The following is a 24078-nucleotide window of genomic DNA, read 5'->3' on the forward strand; positions in this document are numbered from 1 at the left end:
TCAACTCCCCGAATTTTCCAGGTTATGGCGCACCCGGGTAAGGACCCCGATGGCCTGTGCGATTTCGGTGCTCTTGATCCCCCGGCTGGCCTGTTCCAGCACGTCGCGGGCGTAAAAGGAAATCTCCGCCCACATGGAATGGGCTTTTTCCGTGATGATCAGGCGGTTGATCCGGCGGTCCCTGGGGTCGGGCTGACGCTCCACCCAGCCGTCACGCTCCATGCGGTCGACGAGACGGGCCGTGGAGGCGGCGGTGATAAAGAGCTTGTCGCCCAGTTCATTCTGGGAAAGGGGGCCCAGCGCCATCAGGTGAGCGAGGGCGAGAACATGGACCGGGCTAATGCCGGTGCCCTGCAGGCGTTTCTCCAGAGCCTGGCGAAAGGCCTTAAAGGTGAGGGAGCAATGGAAGCCGATGCTGTCGGCCGGATTAAAGAATGGCATGCCTGTCTCCTTTGGTTGTCAGGCAAATATTTAGCAGGCTAACTAATGACTGTCAAGGGGGCCAGCATCCCGTCGGCGATTACCTTAATGACCCAGATAGGGAACCAGGGGGATCAGTTGCTGGTAGTGCTGAGTGGTCAGCGAAGTTTCCCAATGCCCTGTCGCCATACCGAGCAGAACGCCGATGCCATAGAGGGATAGGGCGAGGACGGGGAAAACCCAGCGGGGGAAGGTCGGGGAGACGGCCGGTGGCGCCATGGCCAGGGCGCGCTCGGGGCAGGCCTCGACGCAGGTCAGGCAGCCGGTGCACTCGGGACTGCGCACCCTCGCCTTCTGCTGCACAGGGAGCCAGGCGGGACAGGCGCGACTGCAGGCACCACAGTCGGTACAGCGCTCCGGGGCGCGGCGAATCTTGAAGGGGCTGAGCAGACTGGCCAGGCCCATGAGGGCGCCATAGGGGCAGAGGTAGCGGCACCAGAAATTCTGGTAGAGGAGTGACAGCCCGGTAAGAACGAGGATGACCACCAGGGCCGTCAGGCTCATGCGGGTGAAAAAATGCAGCATCTTCACGTCGCTCACCGCCCAGTAGGGCGCGTCCATGAAGGCTCCCAGCGCGCGGGCCGGCATATCGAGCAGGATAATCTTGGCGAAGAAAAAGAGCAGGAGGTATTTGAGGGAGCGCAGCAGCGTATCGAGCCAGCGCCAGGGCTTGAAGGTGCGGCCGAAAAGATGGCGGCCCAGCTTCCAGGCTCCTTCCGACAGCGTCCCCACCGGGCAAAGCCAGGAGCAGAAGGACTTCTTGGCCAGCAGACTCATGACCAAGAAGGTCAAAAAGAGCACGAGGGCCGCCGGATGCACGTCGTGGACAAAACCGTTGACCAGCCAGTGCTTGAGGCTGACCAAGGCGCCGATGGGCAGAAATCCTTCCACTCCAGGCGGCCTGGAAACATAGGGAGCGGCGCCGCCTGACTCAAAGTGGCGCACAAAGAGGCCGAAGCGAACGCCGATAAAGACAATCCAGGCCAGAAATCCCCATTGCACCAAAGCGCGCCAGAAAGAGGTTTTTTGCCTTATCTCGATCCAGTTCATCCCCTGTCTCCCTTATCTCTCAAACAAAAATAGAAAGACGGTAGCCCAGGGATGGGACCATTTCTTTGACCTGGGTCATTTTTAAACTGCCGATAGGCACTTTTGCGGGATTGCACAGAGAACATACGGATTTATAGCGGCCACCAGGAAGAGAGCCCTAGGATGGTCAGGTAACGCAGCCCCTTGCCGATGGCCACCAGCAGCAGAAACAGCCAGACGCGCACCTTCATGACGCCGGCCACCAGGGTCAGAGCGTCCCCCACCACCGGCAGCCAGGCCAGCAGCAACACCCAGAAACCATAGTGCTGAAACCAGCGCTGGCCCTTGTCGATCTGCTCGCCGCTGAAATAGAACCAGCGGCGGTCACGGTAGTGCAGGAGCCAGCGCCCCAGCCCATAGTTGGCGAAGGAACCCAGGGTATTGCCCAGGGTCGCCGTCGCCAGTAGCACAAAGGGCGGATAGCCTTCGCGCAGCAGAGCGAAGAGGATCACCTCAGAGGAAAAAGGCAGAATGGTCGCCGCCAGAAAAGAGGCGGCAAAGAGCATCAGGCAGGACAGGACCATGGCGTCAGTCAGTCACTCAGGCAGAAAGATGGAGCAGACCTCAAAAAAGTACCCCCGGACAACCCAGTCCGGGGGCGGTAAATAAAGGATTCATCGCCCTAGCGTTTGGCGATGATCCAGACGGCATGCACGATGCCGGGGATATAGCCGAGCAGGGTCAGCAGGATATTGATCCAGAATTGGGCCCCGATGCCCACCTGCAGAAAGACCCCGAGGGGAGGCAGCAGAATCGCGATGAGAATGCGTACGAGATCCATGGAAAGTGTCCTTTCTTGTTTGCGGGTTTTTGACTGTTTTTGTCCGTCAGGACATATCTCAGTGCGGCTTGAGACCTTCTTTCTCCATCAGGTCGACGCCATAATCGATGGCCACAGCGTAGGAGATATTGGTGTTCGTTTCCACTGTATTTCGCCCGTCCGTATACTCCTTGGAGGCTTCCTGGGGATCAAAGCGGCCATTGATGATACCGATGACCAGACCGTCTTCTACACTTACCAGAGGACCGCCCCGATCACCATGATGGATCATGCTGTCGAAAAGAAGAAGCCGCGTCTGATTGTTGGAGAGCACCTTGCCGCTCACCACAGCGTTCATCGCTACCAGGGTATGCAGGGATTGGTGACCGAAGGCGAATCCCAGGGCCATGACACTGTTGCCAGTCATGGTGCTCATCGCCGTCCCGATAAAATGATCAGGCATGCGGATGCCGATGTCTTGGTCCATTTTCAGCAGGGCGAGGTCTCGCTCGTGGCTTCGCCGAACAACCTTTACCGGGATGGAGGTCACCGTCTCCTGGTTGATGGAAACGAACTCGCTGCCCGAATCACCAGGGACCACCATCAGTTGTCCTTCCTCGGGCAGAATGTGGGAAACCGACAGAAGATAACCATCTTCATGAACCAGAAAGGCCGTGCCAAGAAACTGCACATTTTCCCCCTGGCGCCGAAAGATCATCATGCAGCCGCCGCTGAATTTCTGGAACACATTGCCGAGCATATAACCCCCTCTCCATCCATCTATTAATTGGATAACTGCTGACACTGCCCTTTTCCCGTCCCTTCAGCCCTACCAGAAGCGTCGCCGGCCAAAGGTAGGCAGCTTGGCCGTTGGCCTGGTCCTGAACTCCCGCGTTCGCGCCCCATCAATGGACAGTTCGAACGATTGGCCTTCCTTGTATTCGGCAAGACCTTTGTGCAGGGCCACACACATGCCCAGCAGGATAACGGAAAAGGGGAGCCCGGTGGCAATGGCCGCCGTCTGCAGAGCCACCAGACCGCCACCGAAGAGGAGCACCGCCGCCACCACGCCTTCGAGGATCGCCCAGAATACACGCTGCATGAGCGGCGGTTCAGGATTGCCTCCCGCCGTGATGATATCGATCACCAGGGAGCCTGAATCGGAGGAGGTGACAAAAAAGGTGATGACAACGACGATGGCCAGCATGGAAGTCACCGACTGCAAGGGATAGTGTTCCAACAGCTTAAAGAGGGAGACCGGTACATTCTCCTGGACCGCCTTTCCGATATCGCCCGCGCCGAACATCTCGATATTGATGGCGCTGTTGCCGAAGACTGTGATCCAGATAAAAGTGATGAAAGTCGGTATCAGCAGAACTCCCTTGATGAACTCACCTACGGTCCGGCCGTAGGAAACCCGCGCGATGAACATGCCGACAAAAGGCGACCAGGAAATCCACCAGCCCCAGTAGAAAATCGTCCAGGCCTGCTGCCAGTCCGTCGCCTCATAGGTTTCGTTCCAGGTGGCCAATTGGGGCAGATTCTGCAGATAGAACCCGATATTCTCCATCAGCGCTTTCATGATGAACAAGGTCGGACCCAGCAGCAGGACAAAGAGCATCAGACCACCGGCGAGATAGACGTTAATCTCGCTGAGCAGCTTGATGCCGCTATTGATGCCGCGCACAACGGACCAGGTAGCTACGGCGGTGATGCCGGCAATGAGCATCACCTGCACCGTGACGGACTGGGGAATGCCGAAGAGATGATTGAGGCCGGCGTTGACCTGCTGGACTCCCAGGCCGAGGGAGGTGGCGACACCGAACAGGGTCGCCACGGTGGCCATGATATCGATGATATTGCCGATCGGTCCGTAGATGCGCTCCCCGAAGAGAGGGTAGAAGACCGAACGGATCGACAGGGGCAGCCCCTTATTGAAGGCGAAAAAGGCCAGAGACAGGCCGACAATGGAGTAAATGGCCCAGGGATGGAGCCCCCAGTGGAGAAAGGTCAGGTCCATACCGACCCGGGCCGCCTCGGCCGTCCCCGGTTCCACCAGGGGCGAGGCGATGAAATGGAACATCGGTTCGGCCACCCCGTAAAAGAGCAGACCGATCCCCATCCCGGCAGAAAAGAGCATGGAAAACCAGCCCAGGGTAGTGAACTCGGGAACCGCCTCGGCCCCTCCGAGGCGAATGCCGGAGAAGCGCCCAAGGAGCAGAGAGACGACATAGACCAGGATGATGTTCATGGTCCAGACAAAAAACCAGCCGGCATAGGTGCCGATGAAGGACTGCAGACTGGCAAAAAAGTCGTCCACGTTGGCCCCAAAAATGAGAGTCAGGGCGACAAAAAGCACGATCAGCCCGGCCGAGGTGAAAAACACCCACGGGTGAACATCCAGGTGAAACCAGCCTTTTTCCTCCCCTTTTTCGTCCATGACGGAACCTCCCGGTCTCAAGATTTATCGCGCTTCATCAGCCCAGTTTTGCCGAGAAAGTCTAACAAAGCTGGTGGGTTTTGCAAGACTTTGAATCTTTTGACCCCTATGGGAGGCCTGACCGAATACCCTCCCGGGGCAAATCTTTCCTCTCGGTAAAGGTCAAAAAAAAAGCCCTGGTATCCTTTCAAAAATACCAGGGCTTTGCACAAACTGATGCGATAGGGGGCTATACGCTAAAACGCCCCGCCGCCCAGCACTTTGTAAAGGGAGACCAAGTTCTCCAGGCGCGCCAGCCGAACGGCAACCAGGCCCTGGCGGGCGCCGTACAAGGAGCGCTGGGAGTCGAGCAGGCTGAGGAAACTGTCCACGCCCCGCGTATAACGCAGCTCGGAAAGGTTGTAAGTGGCCGCCGTCGCCTCGACCAGGGCCTGCTGGGCCTGCAGTTGATCGACGATCGTTTCCTGCCGGACGAGGGCGTCGGCCACCTCGCGGAAAGCCCCCTGGATGGCCCCCTCGTAGCGGGCCAGGGAGATCTCCCGGTCGACCTTGGAGACCTGCAGGCGCGCCCGCAGGCTGCCCGCCGTGAAGATGGGCAGATCCAGCCGGGGCGAGAAGGCCCAGGCCCGGGAGGCGTCGTCGAAGAGGGTAGAGAGCTCCGAGCTGCCAAAGCCGGCCGAGGCCGTCAAGGCGATGCGCGGGAAGAAGGCGGCCCGGGCCGCACCGATATTGGCGTAAGCGGCTTTGAGCTGGTATTCGGCTGCCAGGATATCCGGGCGCTGCTGCAGCACCTCCGAAGGGACACCGGCGGGGATCTCCGTCACGGCCGCCAGTTCCGTCACCGGCGCCGCGGGCAGCAGGTCAGGCGGAAATTCCTGTCCCACCAGCTGGCGCAGGGCGTTCTCCCCCTCGGCCACGAGGCTGTCGTAACGGGCCCTATCCACCCGCGCCGCCTCAACGCTGGTCTGGGCCTGGCGCAGGTCGAGCTCGGAAGCGACTCCGGCGTCATAGCGCCGCTGGGTCAGCGCCAGAGTCTCCCGGTAGCTGGCCAGGGTCTCTTCGGCCAATTGCCGGCGTTCCCGGTCGGCGGCCAGAACCAGGTAGGCCCTCGCCACCTCCGAGACCAGAGCCAGGCGGGCGCTGCGATAGGCTTCTTCGCTGGCCAGATAGGTCTGAAGCGCCTGCTTTTTCAGGCTGCGTAAGCGCCCGAAAAAGTCGATCTCCCAGGCCGTCGTCGCCAGGGACACATTGTACTGCTCCAGATGGATAACGCGCCCAAAGCCTGACGTATCGGGGACCCGCTGGCGGTTGTAGCCGGCCCCGGCCTGCAGGCCAGGGAAGAGCTCGGAACGCTGGATGCGGTATTGGGCGCGGGTCCGCTCAATGGTCAAAGCCGTCACCCGCAGGTCGCGATTGCTTTCCAGGGCCAGCCTGATGAGTTCCTTGAGGTTTCCATCCACAAAAAAGTCCTGCCAGGACATGGCTGCATAAGCAGGTGCCGCCGGATCTTTATCCCCTTCCAGGTTGGCGTCAGCGGCCCAGGATGTCGGCACAGGAGCCTCCGGCCGGCTGTAATGAGGCGCCAGCGTACAGCCGCTTAGCAGCAAAACAGTCAATAGCAGGCAGATTGCCATTCTATGCATATCAGTGGCCCTCCTTGGTCGGTGCAGGCTTGGCCTTGAAAAGTCGGCGGATGGTGACGAAAAAGACCGGTACGAAGAATATCGCCAGCACCGTGGCGGTGACCATGGCGCCGTTGACGGCGGTCCCCATGGCGTTCTGGGCACCCGAGCCCGCCCCCGTGTTGAGGGCCAGCGGGAGCACGCCGAAGAAGAAGGCCAGCGAGGTCATCAGGATGGGACGCAGGCGCAAGCGGACAGCTTCCAGGGTCGCCTCGACCAGGCCCATGCCGCGTTCCATTTCTTCTTTGGCAAACTCGACGATGAGGATGGCATTCTTCGACGACAGGCCGATTGTGGTCAAAATGGCGATCTGGAAATACACGTCATTGGAGTAACCGCGGGAGGTCGCCGCCACGACGGCGCCAATGATCCCCAGGGGCACAACCAGCATGACCGAAAAGGGAACCGCCCAACTCTCGTAGAGAGCCGCCAGACAGAGAAAGACCACCAGCAGGGAGATGGCGTAGAGGGCCGGAGCCTGGGCGCCGGCCAGTCTTTCCTCGTAGGACAGGCCAGTCCATTCGTAGCCGATACCCGGGGGCAGCTGCGCCGCCAGCGCTTCCATCTGGGACATGGCTTCTCCCGAGCTCACGCCGGGAGCCGCCTGCCCCATGATCTGTATGGAGGGCATCCCGTTGTAACGCTCCAGGCGCGGGGAACCATACTGCCAATGGGCCGTGGAAAAGGCCGAGAAGGGCACCATCTCGCCGCGATTGTTGCGGGCGTACCAGCTACCGATATCCTCGGGAAGCATGCGATACTGGGGGGCCCCCTGAACGTAGACCCTTTTGACCCGGCCATTCTGGATAAAGTCATTGACATAGCTGCTCCCCCAGGCCGTGGCCAGCAGGCTGTTGATCTGGGCCAGGGGGATCCCCAGGGCTCCGGCGCGCACGTCATCAACATCCAGCTTATACTGGGGTGTATCGTCCTGGCCGTTGGGGCGCACCGCCACCAGGTTGGGACTCTGCATTGCCATGCCCAGCAGCTGGTTGCGGGCCGCCATGAGCTTTTCGTGGCCGAGACCGCCGCGGTCCTGCAGCTGAAAGTCGAAGCCGTTGGCGTTGCCCAGTTCCATTACCGCCGGCGGCACGAAGGCAAAGACCATGGCATCTTTGATCTGGCTGAAGGCGCCCATGGCCCGCCCGGCAATCGCCGGAGCCTTAAGGGCAGGATCCTGGCGAAGCTCCCAGTCTTTCAGGCGGATAAAGGCGATCCCCATATTCTGGCCGCGTCCGGCGAAACTGAAACCGGCCACGGTCATGAGGGAATCAATCGCTTCTCCCTCTTTTTCAAGAAAATGATGCTCCACCTGCTTGATCACTTCCATGGTTCTGGCCTGGGTGGCTCCCGCCGGCAGCTGCAGCTGCACCATGATGATGCCCTGGTCTTCCTCCGGCAAAAAGGCCGTGGGCATACGCAGAAAGAGCCAGGCCATGACCACGACGATGAGCCCGTAGATCACCATGAAACGTCCGGTGCGCCTCAGCATGCGGCCGACGAGGGACTGATACATATTATTGCTGCGGTCGAACCATTTGTTGAACCAGCGGAAGAAACCCTTGAACCAGCCGCTGTCCGCCGCCACATGCCCCTTGGCCACCGGTTTTAGCAGGGTGGCGCAGAGAGCTGGGGTCAGGATGACTGCCACCAGCACCGACAGAGCCATGGCCGAGACGATGGTGATGGAGAACTGCCGGTAGATAACCCCGGTGGAACCGCTGAAAAAGGCCATGGGGACAAAAACCGCCGACAGCACCAGGGCGATGCCAACCAGGGCGCCGATGATCTGGTCCATGGACTTGATGGTCGCTTCCCGCGGCGGCAGGCCCTCCTCCGTCATGATGCGCTCGACGTTCTCCACCACGACGATGGCGTCGTCCACCAGCAGGCCGATGGCCAGCACCATGGCGAACATGGTCAGGGTATTGATGGAGAAGCCCGCGGCCGCCAGCACGCCGAAGGTGCCGAGCAGCACCACCGGCACGGCGATGGTGGGGATGAGGGTGGCGCGGATGTTCTGCAGAAAGAGAAACATGACGACGAAGACCAGGAAGACGGCCTCGATGAGGGTGCGCACCACCTCTTCGATGGAAATCTTGACGAAGGGGGTGGTGTCGTAGGGATAGACGACCTTCATCCCCTGCGGAAAGAACCCGGACAGCTCCACCATCTTCTCTTTGATGCGCTCGGCCGTATCGAGGGCATTGGCACCGGCGGCCAGCTTGATCCCCAGTCCGGCGGCCGGGCTCCCTTTGTAGCGGGCCAGAATGTCGTAGTTTTCGGTGCCGATGGCCACCTCAGCCACGTCCTTCAGGCGGACGGTCGAGCCGTCGGCGTTGGTCCGCAGCACAATGGCCTCAAACTGTTCCGGCGTCTGCAGAAGGGTTCTGGCCGTTATGGTGGCATTGAGCTGCTGCCCCGCCACGGCCGGCAAGCCGCCGAACTGGCCGGCGGATACCTGGGCGTTCTGCGCCTGCAGCGCCGTCACCACATCTGCCGGGATCAGCTTGTAATTGGTCAGCTTGGTCGGGTTGAGCCAGATGCGCATGGCGTTCTGGGAACCGAAGAGCTGCACCTCGCCGACCCCTTCGAGGCGGCTGAGAATATCCTGGATATTGGAGACGGCATAGTCGGCGAGGTCGTAGCGGGTCATGGAGCCATCCTCCGAGACCAGGCCGACAATCAGCAGAAAGTTGCGCGTCGACTTGACGACCGAGATGCCCTGGCGCTGGACCACTTCGGGCAGCAGGGGTGTCGCCAGCTGCAGCTTGTTCTGGACCTGCACCTGGGCCAGATTGGGGTCGGTGCCGGCCTTGAAGGTCAGCGTCACCGTGCCCAGGCCGGCCGAGTCGCTGTTGGAGGCCATGTAAATCAGGTTGTCGATCCCGTTCATCTTCTGTTCGATGATCTGGGTGACCGTGTCCTGCACCGTCTGGGCCGAGGCCCCCGGATAGACGGCGTTGATGGATATCTGCGGCGGCGCGATGGAAGGGTACTGCGAAACCGGCAGCGTCTTGATCGCCAGCAGGCCGGCCAGCATGATGATAATTGCTATGACCCAGGCAAATATGGGTCGGTCTATGAAAAATCGGGCCATGTGGAACTCCTTTAGTTGCCGGGGACCGTGTTTTGAGGGGCTGCATCAGGGGTGACATAGGGAACCGTTTTGACGGACGTTCCCGGTCTCGCCTTCTGAATACCTTCCATAATCACACGATCGCCTGCCTGCAGGCCCTTTTCCACCAGCCATTGATCGCCCATGGTGCGATTCACTTCGATGATCCGAGGAGCAACTTTGTCTTCCGCTGTAACCACAAAAACCATGGCGTTACCAGCGGGGTTGCGGGTCACCGCCCGCTGCGGCACCATTATGGCCTGTTCTTTTACCCCCTCAAGAACGATGGCCCGGACAAAAAGACCGGGCAGCAGAGTCTGCTCGGGGTTGGGAAAGAGGGTGCGTAACGTCACCGAACCCGTGCTTTCCTCTACGGTTACCTCGGAGAACTTCAGGGTTCCAGCCAGCGGGTAGGGGGTGCCATCCTCCAGCATCAGCTTCACTTCGGCCTGGCGGGGATCACCTTCCTGGACCAGTCCACCGGCAATCTGACGTTTGAGACTCAGCAGCTCGGCCGCCGATTGGGTCACATCGACATACATGGGGTCAAGCTGCCGGATGGTGGCCAGAGGCGCGGCCTGACTGGCGGTGACCAAAGCGCCGGTGGTGACGGAAGAGCGGCCGATTCGGCCCGCAATCGGCGCCTTTATCTGTGTGTAGTTCAGGTTGATGCGGGCTCGCTCCACCGCGGCCCTGGCCGCTTCAATCTCAGCCTGGGCGCTTTTCATCGCCGAACGTGTATCATCGTAGTCCTGCTGGCTGACCGCCTTCATGTCGACCAGCTCCCGATACCGCTCTTCCCGCAGCTGCAAGGCCTCGAAATTGGCTTCGGCCTGGGCAAGGGATGCTTGGGCGCTGTTGTATTCCGCCTGGTGGACAGCCGGATCGATCTGGTACAACACCTGCCCCGCCTTCACCTCGGAGCCTTCGGTGAAGAGCCGTTTCTGGATGATGCCACCCACCTGGGGGCGCACCTCAGCAATGAGACGGGGAGCTGTGCGGCCCGGCAGTTCCGTAGTCAAGGTTACGGTCTCTTCTTTCACCGTCAGTACCGACACCTCCGGGGCCGGTCTGGCACCCTGGGGCCCGGCCGGCCCATTTTTTTCGCACCCGGCCAGCAGCAGCCCGGCAATGAGGAGCCCTGTCAATGTTATGATCGTTCTTCTGAAACTGGTTCGCATAAACACCTCTATCCTTGTCCTAAATGATATTGAGTAACTTGCCGGCGAGCCGATGGCGCCATCGCCGCTGTTAAGATTTGACTCGTTCCTCTGCCTCCGCGGCTGGCGTCTTCACCGCATCCCAACAGGCCTTGATCGTTTCGTCGATAACCGGTCGTCCAACGGTAAAAACCCAAGCACATGGTCGCGGGCCACAGACAGAATGGGGCCGAAAGCCAGGGCCAGCAGGATGGACAGCGGCAGGTCTTTCAGCAGCTTTTTTGAGACGCCTTCGTCAAAGAGATGCAGGCAGACATCCCGCTCCTGCCGGCGCACCAACAGCCGTTCCCGACGAAAGGCAACCCCATAGGGGGAGTTGTGAAACTGTTCCACGTAGCGGAAATCAAGGGGGTTTTCGGTAAAATATTTCAGCAGAGCCTTGAGCAGGTGGAAAAAACGTTCCCGGAAAGGCTGGTTCACGTCATAACCGGCGGTGATAACCGGATTGACGCGGTTTTCCACTTCCTGATAAAGTTCGGTGATCAACACATCCTTGTTCGCAAAATAACGATAGATCGTGCCGGCCCCCACCTTGGCCTGCTCGGCGATGAGGGCCATGGGCGTGCCGTGGTATCCCCGCTCGGCGATCAGCTCAAGGGCGGCCCTGACGATCTCTTCCCGTTTGTCTGTCTTGGTCATGTCCTGTCCTGTCCTTGATCCGGAATGAATAATCATTCCATTTTATAGAAAAGGCGAGAAAACGTCCAGCATTTTTTACGGCCCAAGATAAAAAGATTAAAAGGATGGCTTCCCTGTTAGCACAAAAGTGAAAAGGCGGCGGATATAATCACCCGCCGCCCTTTTCGTCAAGCATGCTGAAAACCCTGACTAAGCTCAGGCTTTTTTGTCACTCAGACGGGCCAGGGCCTCATCGGCGGTCTGATCGTAACGAGCTCGTTCCTTTGCTGCCATATCCTTCAGACCCTGGGCGATTTCGGGATATTTGAGGGCCAGGATACGGGCCGCCATGATAGCGGCGTTACGGGAACCATCGATGGCCACCGTCGCCACCGGTACGCCCGGGGGCATCTGCACGGTAGAGAGGAGGCTGTCCCAGCCGGAGAGGGGACCGTTGCCCAGGGGCAAGCCGATGACCGGCAGCTGGGTATGACCAGCGATCACGCCGGCCAGGTGGGCGGCCACACCGGCACAGCCGATAAGGACCTCAACCCCCTCGGCGTGGGCGCGGTCGAGGTAGGCGAAAACCTTGTCGGGGGTGCGGTGGGCCGAAGCGACGACAATTTCGCTGCGAATACCCAGCTCATCGAGGGTGTCCCGCACCTTGACCACCTTGGGCAGATCGTTGGGACTGCCGGTAAGGATGCCGACGAGAACCTTGTCCTTGGGTGAAGCCGTTCCTGCTTTAGTCACTTTACAATCTCCTTTGTTGGGGGAGGCCGACAAGGCCACCACGACATACCGTTCAAGAATGCATCTGCCTGTCAAACACAAATAAAAACAAAAGACCTTTATTCACATCACTTCGGTTCGTGGTGTGAATAAAGGTCTTGCAAATTCCGATCAAAGATCGCAACCCCGCGCCCGGGTGACTGGCACCGTATTGACGAATCGCGGGCCGGCTCTTTTCCAGCCGGAAGCTACTCCCCTTTAAAGGCAAAAATATTATTGGACGTGCGGGCCCATGTCAATAGAAATAGGCACCTATGCAACGACTTCTTTACCCTATGGTTACCTGCCGGGTCTCTTCCCACAGCCCATGGAGATTACAGAACTCACGGGCCCTGAGGGTGGCCGGTCCCTCCACAGTGATAAAAAAGGTGACCTTGGGAGCATTCTGGCCTGGCGTCAACGTGGCCCTGCCGGCCGGCTTGTCGTCGACGAACAGCTCAACATAGTCGATGTAATGTTCCTTGACCATGGGATGGATGACTTCCCCCACCGTGATCGTCACCGGGAAGGGCACTCCCTTGGTCAGGCGCTCCGGCACCTCGATTACCGGCACATGCTTCTGTTCGGACAAGGATTTGTTGGCTGGATCTTTGGCCGTGAAGACATGCATCTCTGACTCGGCGGCGCGCACACTGGGAACACCCATGAAAAGACCAGCAGCCAAAACCGTCGAACCCGTCAGCAGAAACTCCCGTCGCTTCACATCAGCACCCATATGCTTGCCTCCTTTTAGTTATATTTAGGAACTATATCCGGCTTTGCAATTCTTGCAAGAGACGGCTGCCCTGTCTGGGGCGATTTCACTTGCTCCTGCACAAGAAGGTATTATATATTGAAAGTCCTATCTTATGGAGGAGCCTTATGGAAATACTCAGTATCCTCGGCATTGTTGCCATCTGGTACGTCGTCAACAAGTGGGTTTTGCCCAAGATGGGCGTCCAAACCTGACTGTCCGACAGTTGCAGCCTTCCGGTCCGGAAGGAAGAAGAAAAAAAAGAAAACCAATAATTCTCGTATCTGTGCATTCAGCCCCCCGGAAAGACCATTCCGGCGGGGCTGATTTTTTTTGCAAACAAAAGGGCCACCCCGGTTGGGCGGCCCTTTTGTTTGCTCGGTGTTCTTGATCGGTTTTATTTGCTCCGGGCCCACTTGGGGTTGACCATCGGATCCCCTTTGTAGCCCAGCGCTTTCCAGTTCAGGCGGCCGTTGTCTCCATGACAGTCGAGGCAGTTGAGGGCTTCGCTGGCCGGAGAGACCATGTGGTTGAGACGCCAGTACATGCGGGTCTCGATAAAGTCGACCTCACCGCTGAAGGGCAGTCCTGCCGCCTTCATGCCGATTTCGGCCGAGCGCTTCCAGTCGAAGGTGGTCCAGTAACCATCGTCGCCGATCTGATGGACGGCCAGCAGGGTTTTGTTGACAGGGTCAAAGGCCTGTTTGCCGCCCATCACCTTGAAGGGATAAATGCGGGCCTTTTTGTCCTTGATGGTCGACGTCGGTCCAGCCACCATCAGCACTTTGTTCGGATCCTTGATCTTCTGGCCGCGTACATGGTTGATGGCCTCGCCCGTCTCAAACCAGGCATACTCGGGTTGAACCATTTTGCCGTACTTCATGTCCCCCTTTTTCTTCACATACAGGGGCAGACCGTATTTATCCTTGATGATATCACGGCTGTCATCGCCGGCGGTCGACCAGTCCCACCAGATTTTGGTCGGAATCTCTTTGGCATAATACGGAATGTGGCAGGTCTGACAGGCGATGTTGGCCGCGTGATCGTTGAGACGGCTTTCCTGGTGGACAGCACCGGCGTGGCAATCTTCGCAGCGGAGCTGGCTGGCGGCACCCGGAGAGACGCCGAGGGAATTACCAGGGATGACATGGTTTTTGGTCACATGGCAGGACTGGCAGGAAAAGTCCTGGCCGTCGAGACCCATGTGGATGTCGGTCTTGCTTTCAGGATAGGACATGGAGGAATCGAGGTCGCCGTGCTTGACAGCATCACCACCGCCGCCGTAGAAGTGGCAGGCACCGCAGTTGTCACGTACGGGTGCGCCGACATTCTGAGCAATCCGCAGCAGGTTAAGGCCTTCGGCGGGCCAGCCGGCATCGCCCTTGACGTAAGTGCCTGTCGTGTCGTGGCAGACCAGACAGTCCACCCTGGTCTTATCGCTGAAATCGAAACTGTCGTCCTCGAAACCGTAACCGGCATGGCAACGGTTGCACGAAGTCTCGTTACTTTTAATCTGGGTGCAGTAGTTATTGAGCACATTGCGCTTGCCGGCGGCTACTTTTTTCCCGTCAATCTCCTGTTCGAGGGCCCAGGTCCAGTGACTGGTCTTCATGAAGTCTTCGGCCTGCTGCTCATGGCAGTCCAGGCAGACCCTGGTGACATCTGGCCCTGTTTTGAATTCCCCTTGAACATATTCGGTGTGAGGATTGGCGGCCAGGGCTGCTCCTCCCCATAAACCCAGAATCAAAAATAACGCCAAAATCCTTTTCAACTGTCGCATGCATCGACCTCCTTGGAATATTGCTTATAGTGTGAACCCTCTAACCGCAGCAAATTGGATGCCATTTTTTCTGAAGATATCAATCGGCGAAGAAAGACCTGAGGTCACCCCTTTTTGGGGGGTAGTTTCAATCCTTCGACCTGGAGCACAGGGCCCTGTCGATGGGCGCGAAATGACCCAGTGCACGCTAAATGGCGAAGAAGAGACAGCGTGCCAACCTACAGGTAGGGGGAAAATAGCTTCACTGCGGCATCACGAATTTTTTGCCAGAGTGGCCGGGCATCGATCTTTTCTAGAGTCATGCGGGCAGACCCTTCCCTGACCCGATCAAAGTGGCGAGCCATTTCTTCTACGAAGCTGCGGTCGTAGATCTCCATCGTAAATTCGAAATTAAGCCGCAGGCTACGTGGGTCCAGGTTCGCCGAGCCGATCTGGGCATAGTGATCGTCTACCAGCAGCAGCTTGCTGTGCACAAAGGGCGGGGGCTGGTAGTAGACGGCGACACCGTGCTGAAGGAGTTCCCACAGATAAGAGCGGGTGGCCCAATCGACATAGGGAAGATTGTTCTTTTCCGGCAGTAGAATCTCGACCCGGACGCCCCTTAACGCCGCCGTATTGATGGCGAAAATCATCGCCCTGTCGGGAATGAAGTAAGGGGTCATGATGCGCACCCGGCTGCGTGCACAGTTTAGGGCACCAATGAGCAGCCACACCAGCTTTTCAAAATCTTCATTGGGGCCGGCGCTGATGCCTCGACAGAAAGCATGCCCCGCATCGGGTGCCGGAGGATAGGTGATGTTTTTAAAAGGTTCGCGGGTAGCAAAGGACCAGTCCTCCAGAAAAGCCTCCTGCAACTGGCCGACCACAGGTCCTTCCACACAAAAGTGTACGTCTACCACGCGTCCAGGATCCTGGCGTCGCGCCAGGTGACGTTCACCGATATTCATGCCGCCGGTATAACCGGTTTCGCCATCCACCACCAGCAGCTTGCGATGATTGCGCAGGTTGAGATGGATCCCCCGCCCCGATAAAGACGGGGGCAGAAAGCGCACATAGCGCACCTTCGATTTCTTGAACTGCCGGCGGATGGGTGGATACGAATAACGCTCCCCAAGGCCATCGACCAGAACCCGGACATCCACACCACGCTCGGCTGCCACCCTGAGGGCTTCGGCGAATTGAAAGCCGATGCCGTCCGAATCGAATATGTAGGTGGAGAGAAAAATGGTCTGTCGGGCCGCCGCCAGGCTTTGCAGCATGGCGGGATAGGCTTCTTCGCCGTTGTGAAGAGGCGTGATTTTGTTTCCCTGCAGCAGCGGCCGCCGCGTCACCTGGTCAGCCAGCGCCAGCTGGGCACAGAAGTTTTCGAGGCGAAAGGGCTGGTCCATGCCATGGTCGAAGGACCAGGGACACAGCTCGTTTTCACGCCAGAACATCCCCTGACCCCGCAGCTGCCAGTCCTTGGCGGTGGAGCGAATGCGGTTAACCCCGAGCACCCAGTAAAAAAAGGCTCCCACACCCGGCACACCGACGCACAGCACGATCCAAATCAGCGCGGAACGCGGATCGCGTTTATTGAGGAGCGCGTGCCCGGCCGACCAGAGACCGAAAAGCGTCAGTACCCATCCTAGGATCCAATACAGCAAAAGGTCCTCATCAACATGTTGACTGTCATTCTCTTCATCGCAAACTGGTTGCACAGCGCGGACAGGTGAGCATGCTGGTGGAAGGCACCCTGTGTCCGCAGGTCGGGCAGAAGAACCAGTAGCGGCAGTATTTGCACTGAGGTTCGGACACGCCCTGTTTTTTCTTACATTTAGGGCATATACGATACATTTTTTTCTGTTCGAGATAGTCCGCGAAGATCAGGGCACAACGGGGACATTCCCGAGCGTCGCGATTGCGAATTTCGGCACCGCAATTGGGGTTGGGGCATAAAAAAACCGTTTTACAGCCACTGCACCAGTATTTTCCCTTTTTCATTTCCTTACATACGGGGCACTTATCCATGATCAACCTCTTGACTTTATTGTTGCTGCCGAGCCGATATCGGTTATCTCGCGTAAAAAAAGCCGGTCCCTGAAGACCGGCTTGTAGCAGGGCCATTTCTCACGGGGATAAAACTACGATGTCATGGTCCGGTATTTTCCATGGCCCCTCCACTGGAGACAGGAGCCGTCGGAAAAGCACGTTGCTGAACTTGGTACGCTGCTCACTGTGAACCATTCTCCCTTTTTGAAACCTGCCTAAATCGCCGAATTTTGATTATTCTATAGACCTCCGGCCTTGTCAACCGCGACCAGGAAAATCCCTACTGCAGTTTTTCAAGGTTCTCCTTTTTCCCCATGAGGATCATGGCCGAATCGACCTCAAAAACGAAATTGGCCGAGGGAATAAGATGGATACGGTCTGTTAGAATCTCTTTCACCGCGATAACAACGACATCGTGGTGGCGGCGCAAATCGATATCACCGAGACTGCGGCCGACAAACCGGTCAGGTATGGCGACTTCCACGATATCGTAATCGGGGGCCAGGGGAATATGCTCGATCAGGTTCGGCTGGTGCAGCGTGCGCGCCAGATGGCGGGCGCCTTCCTGTTCGGGATTGATCCACTCCGTCGCTCCGATGGCTTTGACGATCTTGCCGATTGTGGGGGTCTCGGCCTTGACAATGATGCGCTTCACGCCGAGATCCACCAGGTTGAGCGTCGTCAGGGCCATGGCTTCGAGGTTGTCGCCGAGATTGAGTATGGCCGCTTCCATGTCGGCACTGACAAAATCGGCCAGGGCTTCCTTGTCCCTTGCGTCGGCAATGACAGAGGCCGTTACCTGGTCTCTCAGCTCTTCGACCCGTCTTTCATCCCTGTCCACGGCCAGGACTTCTTCCCCATAGGAGGCGAGTTCAAGGGCGACATTCCGGCCGAAATTTCCCAATCCGATCACGACATAGCTTTTCATTCGCTCACTCCCTCCCACACTCAGCCCAAGGCCAGGTCGGCCTCCGGATAGCTGTAATGTTCCTTTTTGGATCGCCTGAAAAGAGAATACCCCAACAACAGGGGGCCCACCCGGCCGGCGAACATGCTCAGCAGGATCAGACTCTTGCCGAAGGGCGTCAGGTCGGCCGTCAGCCCGGTGGAAAGACCGACCGTTCCGAGGGCGGAGACGACCTCGAACAAGATTCCTGAGAGCTCGGCATCCTCGGTAAAGAGGAGGGCCCCCGTCGCCAGCATGATCCAGAAAAGAGCCAGACTGACCAGGGCCAATACCTTGTTCAAAAGAAGGGGCGAAATCTTGTTGCCACCAACCACGGTATCCGCTCTTCCGGCCAGATGGTCGCGCAGATACGTGAGCAGCAACGCGAACGAAAGCGTCTTGATTCCCCCTCCCGATCCGCCCGGCGAGGCGCCGATAAACATAAGAGCGATGAGCACCCACAGGGTCGCCATTGGAAGACTGCCGATATCCAGGGTGTAAAACCCTGTGGTCGTAGCCGCCGACAGAGCCTGAAAGGAGGCATCAAGCCACTGTTGTCCAAGGGGAATGACTTGCGGCACCTGTCGATTGCCAAGCCACACCAGCGCCGTACCGGCCACAGCCAGAAAAAAACTCGTTTTGATAACGAGGCGGCTCTGCAGAGACGCTTTCTCCCGTTTGCAGCCCTCCCCCCGCTTCTTCCCTGCCAGCAGGTCGTGGATCACCAGGAACCCCAGAGCGCCAAGGCCCATGAGGACATGAATCACCAGCTGAATCGCTGCCGACTGGCGCGTGCCGCTCAGACTGTCGGCATCAAGCCCGAATCCCGCCGTACAAAAGGCCGAAACAGCATGAAAAAAGCCACTATAGAGGGCCTCTTGCGCAGGATAATCCGCACTGAACAGCCAGGCCAACCCCAGGGTTCCGGTCAATTCCACCACCAGGGTAAGGCCTACAATGAATTTGCCATAGGCCAGCATGTCCACCCGCGGGGGCCTGGCCATTGATTCCCGCAGAAGAACCCGCGAACTCAGGGACAGTCTGCCGCCCAAACCGGTAAGGATGCCGGCCAGCAGGAGCATATAGCCAAGGCCGCCGATTTGGAATAGAGCCAGGATGACCAGCTCGCCAAAGAGGGAATAGGCTGAGCCGATATCCACCACGGTCAGGCCGGTGGTGGTGACAGCGGAGGTGGCACAGAACAGGGTATCGAGGAAAGGTTGTGTACGGGAGTCCTCACTGGCTGCTGGCAGGCTGAGCAAAAAGGCCCCTGCCAGGATAACGATGACATAACCGAGGACGATCTGCTGAAGAGCGTTGAGTCTGAGGCGGTGCGTCATGACTGTTCCCGTCCGGCTGAAGAGGGAGGACCATGAGGCCAGGTCACCCTGTCCCGAATTTTAAGTCCCTGCTATCCCTCTATCAGCCGCCTGGGAAAAGTCAATGCAACCGGGTCATCTTTAAAGGTTCAGATAGGAACGCAGATAACGTCCCGTGTGGGAGGCCGAACAGCGGGCCACCTCCTCGGGCGTGCCGCACACGACGATCTCGCCGCCGCGGCTGCCGCCTTCCGGTCCCAGGTCGATCAGGTGATCGGCCACCTTGATCACATCCAGATTGTGCTCGATGATGATCACGGTATTGCCGGCGTCGACCAAGCGCTGCAAGACGTCCAGCAGCTTCTGAATATCAGCAAAGTGCAACCCTGTGGTCGGTTCGTCCAGAATATAGATCGTTTTGCCAGTGGCCCGCTTGGACAGCTCCTTGGCCAGCTTCACCCGCTGGGCTTCGCCACCGGAGAGGGTGGTGGCGCTCTGTCCCACCTTGATATAGCCGAGGCCCACGTCCCGCAGGGTCTGCAGCTTGTTGCGAACACGCGGGATATTTTCCAGAAACTCGCTGGCCTGATTGACCGTCATGTCCAGCACATCGGCGATGCTTTTGCCCTTGTAGCGCACCTCCAGGGTCTCCCGGTTGTAGCGCGCCCCTTTGCAGACCTCGCACTGGACGTAAACGTCGGGCAGAAAATGCATTTCGATTTTCAGGATACCATCGCCCTGGCAGGCTTCGCAGCGCCCACCCTTGACATTGAACGAAAAGCGCCCCGCCTTGTAGCCGCGCACTTTGGCTTCGGGGAGCTGGGCGAAAATATCGCGGATATCCGTGAAGACGCCCGTGTAGGTCGCCGGGTTCGAGCGGGGGGTGCGTCCGATGGGGGACTGGTCGATATCGATAACCTTGTCCAGCATGTCGAGACCGATAATGGCGTCGACCTTGCCCGCCTTCTCTTTGGAGCGGTAGAGCTGCTGGGACAGGGCTCGAAAGAGGGTGTCGATGACCAGGGTGGATTTGCCGGAGCCGGAGGCGCCGGTGACGCAGGTCATCACCCCCAGGGGAAAGGCTACATCGATGCCCTGTAAGTTGTTTTCTCGCGCGTTTTTGATCTCGAGAAAGCGGTCACCGCGCCGGCGCTCCTTGGGCAGCGGGATGGAGAGGGCGCCGGAAAGGTAGCGCCCCGTCAGCGAATTGGGATCGCGCAGAATCTCCTGCGGCGTGCCCTGGGCCACGATGCTCCCCCCGTGCACACCGGCGGCCGGCCCCATGTCGATAACGTGGTCGGCCTCCAGTATCGTTTCTTCGTCATGCTCGACCACCAGCACCGTATTGCCGAGGTCACGCAAGCGCTTGAGGGTTTCGAGCAGGCGGCGGTTGTCCCGCTGGTGCAGCCCGATGGAGGGTTCGTCGAGGATGTAAAGCACCCCCACCAGGGAAGAGCCGACCTGAGTGGCCAGGCGGATACGCTGCCCTTCGCCGCCGGAGAGGGTGCCGGAGGCGCGGTCGAGCGTCAGGTAGTCGAGGCCGACATGGGTCAGGAAGGAAAGACGCTCGCGGATCTCCTTGAAGATGCGCCGGGCAATCTCCTCCTCCTTGGGAGTGAGGGTGATGGCGGCGAAAAAGACCTCCGCCTCGACGATGGACATCGCCGTCACCTCGCGGATGCTTTTGCCCGCCACCCGCACATTCAGGGACTCGGGACGCAGGCGGGCTCCGTGGCAGGTGGGGCAGGGCATGACGTTCATGAAGCGCTCGAGATTTTCCCGCACGTTTTCCGAATCGGTTTCGCGGTATTTGCGCTCCAGGTTCGGGATGATGCCCTCGAATACCTTGTGGTAAAAGTGACGGCGGCCGCCCTGGTCGAAAAAGAAACGGACCTCTTCCTTGCCGCTGCCGTGCAGCAGCACCTCCCGGATACGGGCCGGCAGCTCGGCGAAGGGGGTATTGATGTCGAAGCCGTAATGATCGGCCAAAGCCTCGATCAACTGCTGATAGTAGAAACCGGTGCGGGTCTCCCAGGGGACGACAGCCCCTTCGCGCAAGGACAGGGCCGGATTGGGCACCACCTGTTCCGGGTCGAAGTACATGCGGGTTCCCAGACCGGAACAGTCGGGACAGGCGCCGTAGGGGTTGTTGAAGGAGAACATGCGGGGGGTGATTTCAGGATAGGAGATGCCGCAGTCGACGCAGGCGTGTTTTTCGGAAAAGAGCTGGCTCTCGCCGTCGACGACTTCCACCCGCACCACCCCGTCGGCCAGACGCAGGGCCGTCTCCAGCGAATCGGCCAGGCGGCGTTCCAGCCCCTCCTTGATGACCAGGCGGTCCACGACCACTTCAATCGTATGCTTTTTGTTCTTGTCGAGCTCGATGGGCTCGCCCAGCTCATGCATCTGTCCATCGACCCGAACCCGCACGAAACCGTCGGCCTGCAGTTGCTTGAGCTCCTTGCGGTACTCGCCCTTGCGCCCGGCGACGATGGGGGCCAGCAGCAGCAGCTTCGTCTTTTCGGGCAGCTGCATAATGCGATCCACCATCTGCTCCACGGTCTGCGAGGCGATTTCCTTGCCGCAGCCCGGGCAGTAGACCCGACCCACGCGGGCGAAGAGCAGGCGCAGATAGTCATAGATTTCGGTGACCGTGCCGACGGTGGAGCGGGGGTTTTTCGAGGTCGTCTTCTGTTCGATGGAGATGGCCGGCGATAGACCCTCGATGCTGTCGACGTCGGGCTTCTCCATCTGCCCCAGAAACTGGCGGGCATAGGCGGAAAGGCTCTCGACGTAGCGCCGCTGGCCTTCGGCGTAAATGGTGTCGAAGGCCAGCGTGCTCTTGCCGGAGCCGGAAACGCCGGTAATGACGACCAGCTTTTCCCGGGGGATTTCGACGTCGATCCCCTTGAGGTTGTGCTCGCGGGCGCCTTTTATGATGATTTTGTCAATCATGGATTTGATCCTTTGTGTTCATCGCGATCTTTGGCGGCCATGTCCTCGGCCAGACGCAGCGCCGCCAGCAGGCTCTGGCAACTGGCCCGCCCCGTGCCGGCCAGATCGTAGGCCGTGCCGTGATCGACGGAGGTACGAATGATGGGCAGGCCGAGGGTGACGTTGACCCCATCCTCGAAATGAAGCAGCTTCAGGGGGATGAGCCCCTGGTCGTGATACATGCAGACCACGGCGTCATAAGCGCCCCGGACGGCAAAGTGGAAGAGGGTGTCGGCGCTGTGGGGTCCGCTGGCCTCGATCCCCTCTCGGCGCGCGGCGGCAATGGCCGGCACGATGAGGCGCTGCTCTTCGTCGCCGAACAGTCCTCCCTCGCCGGCGTGGGGGTTGAGGGCCAGCACGGCGAGGCGAGGGGCTCGCTCCTTTACGAAATAACGGCGGAAGGCGGCATCGGTGAGCCGTATCGTCTCGAGGATGTCCGCGGTGGTGAGAGCCGTCGGTACCTGGTTCAGGGCCATATGGGTCGTCACCAGGCAGACCTTGAGCCGCTCGCCGCCGAGCATCATGACGACCCGAGGCACCCGGCAGCGATGGGCCAGCAGCTCCGTGTGGCCGGGAAAATCACAGCCGGCCGCATGAATGGCTTCCTTGTTGATGGGGCCGGTCACCATGGCCCTGCCATGACCGGCCAGCACCTGATCGCAGCTCCATTCGATATAGTCGAGCATGGCGCGGCCACAGGCCGGGGTCGGCTGTCCGAAAGACAGACTGGTTGCCGGCAGTTCGGACAGCGCGCGCACGGGGAGGATGTTTCCCTCGATCTCAAGTTGATGCGTGGCCAGCCCCCGACCCGGAGTCAGCACGGCTGTCCGGTCGAAAATCCGGGCGGCCCGGGCCAGCACCCCTGCATCCCCGGCTACCAGCAAGGATGGGGCGGCCGCCTGCAGCTCTCCGGAGATGAGGGCTTTGATCAAAAGTTCCGGACCGACCCCGACAGGATCTCCCATGCTGACGATAACAGGCTTTTCCATTCCTGGCTCCTGACCTGATAGTATCCCGAAGGTCTTCCTTTTTCTTGGCCTTAAAAACAGGAGCCCCGCCGATGGTTCGACGGGGCCCCTGACATCGGTACGGTTACAGCGCGTGTATTTATATCTTGATCTCGATGAAGGCCTTCGCTTTGAGCTCTTCCATCCAGTCCTTGACCCCTTGCGTCTTTTTGCTCTCGATCACCTTGCGGCTGATTTCCTCTTTAACGGTGTCGAAGTGCCGGATATTGCCATCGCTGCGCTCTATCAGAAAGAGGACATGGTAGCCCTCCGGGGTTGACACGACTTCGCTGACCTGGCCCTGCCGCAGATCCGCAACGGCCCTCTCAAAGGCCGGGGACAGCTCCCCTTGGCCAAAGGCGCCCAGATCGCCACCGCCCGCCTGCCCACTTTCTGCATAGCTGGCCAGCACCCTGGCAAAGTCCTCCCCCAATTTGAGACGGGAGACAGCGTCCTGCGCCAGAGCGTAGCGCCTTTCCAACTCTGCCTTGCTGGCGTCGGTAGGAACAGGGAAGGTGATATGGCTCAGGCGGATAAAGGGATTCCCGCGAAATTCACCGATATGCTCCCGGAAATAGTCGCGGATCTCCTGATTGTTCACCTCCAGACGGCTCTGCACTTCGCGACCGAGCAATTTAAAGCTCTGAATCTGCTCCCGCAGATTTTCCCGGTACTCCTCGAAATTCATCCCCTGGGCACTCAGCGCCTGCCGCAACTGTTCGCGGGTCAGATTATTCTGCTTCTCCACGTCGCGAATGGCCTCTTCCACCTCGGCGTCGCTGACGGCCAGGCCCAACTCCGTGGCGCGCTGGCGCATGAGCGCTTCCTCGATAAGGCCCTGCAAAATCTCCCGTCGCCGACTATCCATGGCGATAGGACCAAGGTTCTCTTGTTCAGCCGGAGAAATCCGCTCAGCCACGGCCCTGTCCAGATCGTAGGTTGTTATGGCTTCCTCGTTGACGATGGCGGCAACTTCATTGAGAACCCGTGCCGCAGCCGGGGCAACAAGCAACAACATAGCGACTAGGGCGATAGTGACAATACGTAACATGAAAAGAACCCTTCTAAA

General features: G+C 59.0%; 19 protein-coding genes. All 19 read right to left on the minus strand.

Annotated features, from left to right (window positions below; all coding sequences use genetic code 11):
- Nucleotides 1–441 carry a MarR family transcriptional regulator gene (locus AOP6_RS14985; RefSeq protein ID WP_155877531.1) on the minus strand — a complete coding sequence of 147 codons (441 nt, stop codon included), beginning with the start codon at nucleotides 439–441 and terminating at the stop codon, nucleotides 1–3.
- Nucleotides 442–525: 84 nt separating this feature from the next.
- On the minus strand, nucleotides 526–1530 hold the full coding sequence (locus tag AOP6_RS14990; protein ID WP_155877532.1) for a 4Fe-4S binding protein: 1005 nt from the start codon (nucleotides 1528–1530) through the stop codon (nucleotides 526–528).
- Nucleotides 1531–1661: 131 nt separating this feature from the next.
- Complete coding sequence (locus AOP6_RS14995; protein ID WP_155877533.1) at nucleotides 1662–2093, minus strand: YqaA family protein; 432 nt, start codon at nucleotides 2091–2093, stop codon at nucleotides 1662–1664.
- A gap of 98 nt (nucleotides 2094–2191) precedes the next feature.
- Nucleotides 2192–2350, minus strand: coding sequence for a YqaE/Pmp3 family membrane protein (locus AOP6_RS15000; protein ID WP_155877534.1), 159 nt, complete (start codon nucleotides 2348–2350; stop codon nucleotides 2192–2194).
- 58 nt (nucleotides 2351–2408) lie between these two features.
- The gene (locus tag AOP6_RS15005) at nucleotides 2409–3089 is read right to left on the minus strand and encodes a serine protease (RefSeq protein ID WP_155877535.1); all 681 of its coding nucleotides are present in this window, start codon (nucleotides 3087–3089) and stop codon (nucleotides 2409–2411) included.
- 69 nt (nucleotides 3090–3158) lie between these two features.
- On the minus strand, nucleotides 3159–4769 hold the full coding sequence (locus tag AOP6_RS15010; RefSeq protein ID WP_155877536.1) for a BCCT family transporter: 1611 nt from the start codon (nucleotides 4767–4769) through the stop codon (nucleotides 3159–3161).
- Nucleotides 4770–5005: 236 nt separating this feature from the next.
- Nucleotides 5006–6412 (minus strand): efflux transporter outer membrane subunit, encoded by a 1407-nt coding sequence (locus AOP6_RS15015; RefSeq protein WP_155877537.1) that lies wholly within the window; start codon nucleotides 6410–6412, stop codon nucleotides 5006–5008.
- A gap of 1 nt (nucleotide 6413) precedes the next feature.
- Nucleotides 6414–9551: an efflux RND transporter permease subunit gene (locus tag AOP6_RS15020; RefSeq protein WP_155877538.1), complete on the minus strand. Its 3138-nt coding sequence runs from the start codon at nucleotides 9549–9551 to the stop codon at nucleotides 6414–6416.
- An 11-nt stretch (nucleotides 9552–9562) separates the two neighbouring features.
- On the minus strand, nucleotides 9563–10750 hold the full coding sequence (locus tag AOP6_RS15025) for an efflux RND transporter periplasmic adaptor subunit (protein WP_155877539.1): 1188 nt from the start codon (nucleotides 10748–10750) through the stop codon (nucleotides 9563–9565).
- A gap of 111 nt (nucleotides 10751–10861) precedes the next feature.
- Nucleotides 10862–11428, minus strand: a complete 567-nt coding sequence (locus AOP6_RS15030) for a TetR/AcrR family transcriptional regulator (RefSeq protein WP_275950988.1) — start codon at nucleotides 11426–11428, stop codon at nucleotides 10862–10864.
- A gap of 195 nt (nucleotides 11429–11623) precedes the next feature.
- Complete coding sequence (purE, locus tag AOP6_RS15035; protein WP_155877540.1) at nucleotides 11624–12160, minus strand: 5-(carboxyamino)imidazole ribonucleotide mutase; 537 nt, start codon at nucleotides 12158–12160, stop codon at nucleotides 11624–11626.
- A gap of 307 nt (nucleotides 12161–12467) precedes the next feature.
- Nucleotides 12468–12914 carry a class II SORL domain-containing protein gene (locus tag AOP6_RS15040; protein ID WP_155877541.1) on the minus strand — a complete coding sequence of 149 codons (447 nt, stop codon included), beginning with the start codon at nucleotides 12912–12914 and terminating at the stop codon, nucleotides 12468–12470.
- Nucleotides 12915–13329: 415 nt separating this feature from the next.
- Nucleotides 13330–14712, minus strand: coding sequence for a tetrathionate reductase family octaheme c-type cytochrome (locus AOP6_RS15045; protein ID WP_155877542.1), 1383 nt, complete (start codon nucleotides 14710–14712; stop codon nucleotides 13330–13332).
- 218 nt (nucleotides 14713–14930) lie between these two features.
- Nucleotides 14931–16358, minus strand: coding sequence for a cardiolipin synthase (cls, locus tag AOP6_RS15050; protein ID WP_155877543.1), 1428 nt, complete (start codon nucleotides 16356–16358; stop codon nucleotides 14931–14933).
- A gap of 665 nt (nucleotides 16359–17023) precedes the next feature.
- Nucleotides 17024–17671 (minus strand): TrkA family potassium uptake protein, encoded by a 648-nt coding sequence (locus tag AOP6_RS15055; RefSeq protein WP_155877544.1) that lies wholly within the window; start codon nucleotides 17669–17671, stop codon nucleotides 17024–17026.
- A gap of 20 nt (nucleotides 17672–17691) precedes the next feature.
- A complete protein-coding gene (locus tag AOP6_RS15060) occupies nucleotides 17692–19029 on the minus strand; it encodes a potassium transporter TrkG (protein ID WP_155877545.1) in 1338 nt (445 codons plus the stop codon).
- Nucleotides 19030–19149: 120 nt separating this feature from the next.
- Nucleotides 19150–21963: an excinuclease ABC subunit UvrA gene (uvrA, locus tag AOP6_RS15065; protein ID WP_155877546.1), complete on the minus strand. Its 2814-nt coding sequence runs from the start codon at nucleotides 21961–21963 to the stop codon at nucleotides 19150–19152.
- Nucleotides 21960–22991: a 4-hydroxythreonine-4-phosphate dehydrogenase PdxA gene (gene pdxA, locus AOP6_RS15070; protein ID WP_155877547.1), complete on the minus strand. Its 1032-nt coding sequence runs from the start codon at nucleotides 22989–22991 to the stop codon at nucleotides 21960–21962. The genes uvrA and pdxA overlap by 4 nt, the downstream gene beginning before the upstream one ends.
- Nucleotides 22992–23109: 118 nt before the next feature.
- Nucleotides 23110–24060 carry a SurA N-terminal domain-containing protein gene (locus AOP6_RS15075; RefSeq protein ID WP_213194648.1) on the minus strand — a complete coding sequence of 317 codons (951 nt, stop codon included), beginning with the start codon at nucleotides 24058–24060 and terminating at the stop codon, nucleotides 23110–23112.
- Nucleotides 24061–24078 lie beyond the last annotated feature (18 nt).

The organism is Desulfuromonas sp. AOP6 (assembly GCF_009731355.2).
Classification (GTDB): Bacteria; Desulfobacterota; Desulfuromonadia; order Desulfuromonadales; family SZUA-540; genus SZUA-540.

Excerpts from the sequence above, each read along its gene's own strand:
- AOP6_RS14985 (WP_155877531.1), bottom strand. The coding sequence starts at position 441 with ATGCCATTCTTTAATCCGGCCGACAGCATCGGCTTCCATTGCTCCCTC.
- AOP6_RS14990 (WP_155877532.1), bottom strand. The coding sequence starts at position 1,530 with ATGAACTGGATCGAGATAAGGCAAAAAACCTCTTTCTGGCGCGCTTTG.
- AOP6_RS14995 (WP_155877533.1), bottom strand. The coding sequence starts at position 2,093 with ATGGTCCTGTCCTGCCTGATGCTCTTTGCCGCCTCTTTTCTGGCGGCG.
- AOP6_RS15000 (WP_155877534.1), bottom strand. The coding sequence starts at position 2,350 with ATGGATCTCGTACGCATTCTCATCGCGATTCTGCTGCCTCCCCTCGGG.
- AOP6_RS15005 (WP_155877535.1), bottom strand. The coding sequence starts at position 3,089 with ATGCTCGGCAATGTGTTCCAGAAATTCAGCGGCGGCTGCATGATGATC.
- AOP6_RS15010 (WP_155877536.1), bottom strand. The coding sequence starts at position 4,769 with ATGGACGAAAAAGGGGAGGAAAAAGGCTGGTTTCACCTGGATGTTCAC.
- AOP6_RS15015 (WP_155877537.1), bottom strand. The coding sequence starts at position 6,412 with ATGCATAGAATGGCAATCTGCCTGCTATTGACTGTTTTGCTGCTAAGC.
- AOP6_RS15020 (WP_155877538.1), bottom strand. The coding sequence starts at position 9,551 with ATGGCCCGATTTTTCATAGACCGACCCATATTTGCCTGGGTCATAGCA.
- AOP6_RS15025 (WP_155877539.1), bottom strand. The coding sequence starts at position 10,750 with ATGCGAACCAGTTTCAGAAGAACGATCATAACATTGACAGGGCTCCTC.
- AOP6_RS15030 (WP_275950988.1), bottom strand. The coding sequence starts at position 11,428 with ATGACCAAGACAGACAAACGGGAAGAGATCGTCAGGGCCGCCCTTGAG.
- AOP6_RS15040 (WP_155877541.1), bottom strand. The coding sequence starts at position 12,914 with ATGGGTGCTGATGTGAAGCGACGGGAGTTTCTGCTGACGGGTTCGACG.
- AOP6_RS15045 (WP_155877542.1), bottom strand. The coding sequence starts at position 14,712 with ATGCGACAGTTGAAAAGGATTTTGGCGTTATTTTTGATTCTGGGTTTA.
- AOP6_RS15055 (WP_155877544.1), bottom strand. The coding sequence starts at position 17,671 with ATGAAAAGCTATGTCGTGATCGGATTGGGAAATTTCGGCCGGAATGTC.
- AOP6_RS15060 (WP_155877545.1), bottom strand. The coding sequence starts at position 19,029 with ATGACGCACCGCCTCAGACTCAACGCTCTTCAGCAGATCGTCCTCGGT.
- uvrA (WP_155877546.1), bottom strand. The coding sequence starts at position 21,963 with ATGATTGACAAAATCATCATAAAAGGCGCCCGCGAGCACAACCTCAAG.
- pdxA (WP_155877547.1), bottom strand. The coding sequence starts at position 22,991 with ATGGAAAAGCCTGTTATCGTCAGCATGGGAGATCCTGTCGGGGTCGGT.
- AOP6_RS15075 (WP_213194648.1), bottom strand. The coding sequence starts at position 24,060 with ATGTTACGTATTGTCACTATCGCCCTAGTCGCTATGTTGTTGCTTGTT.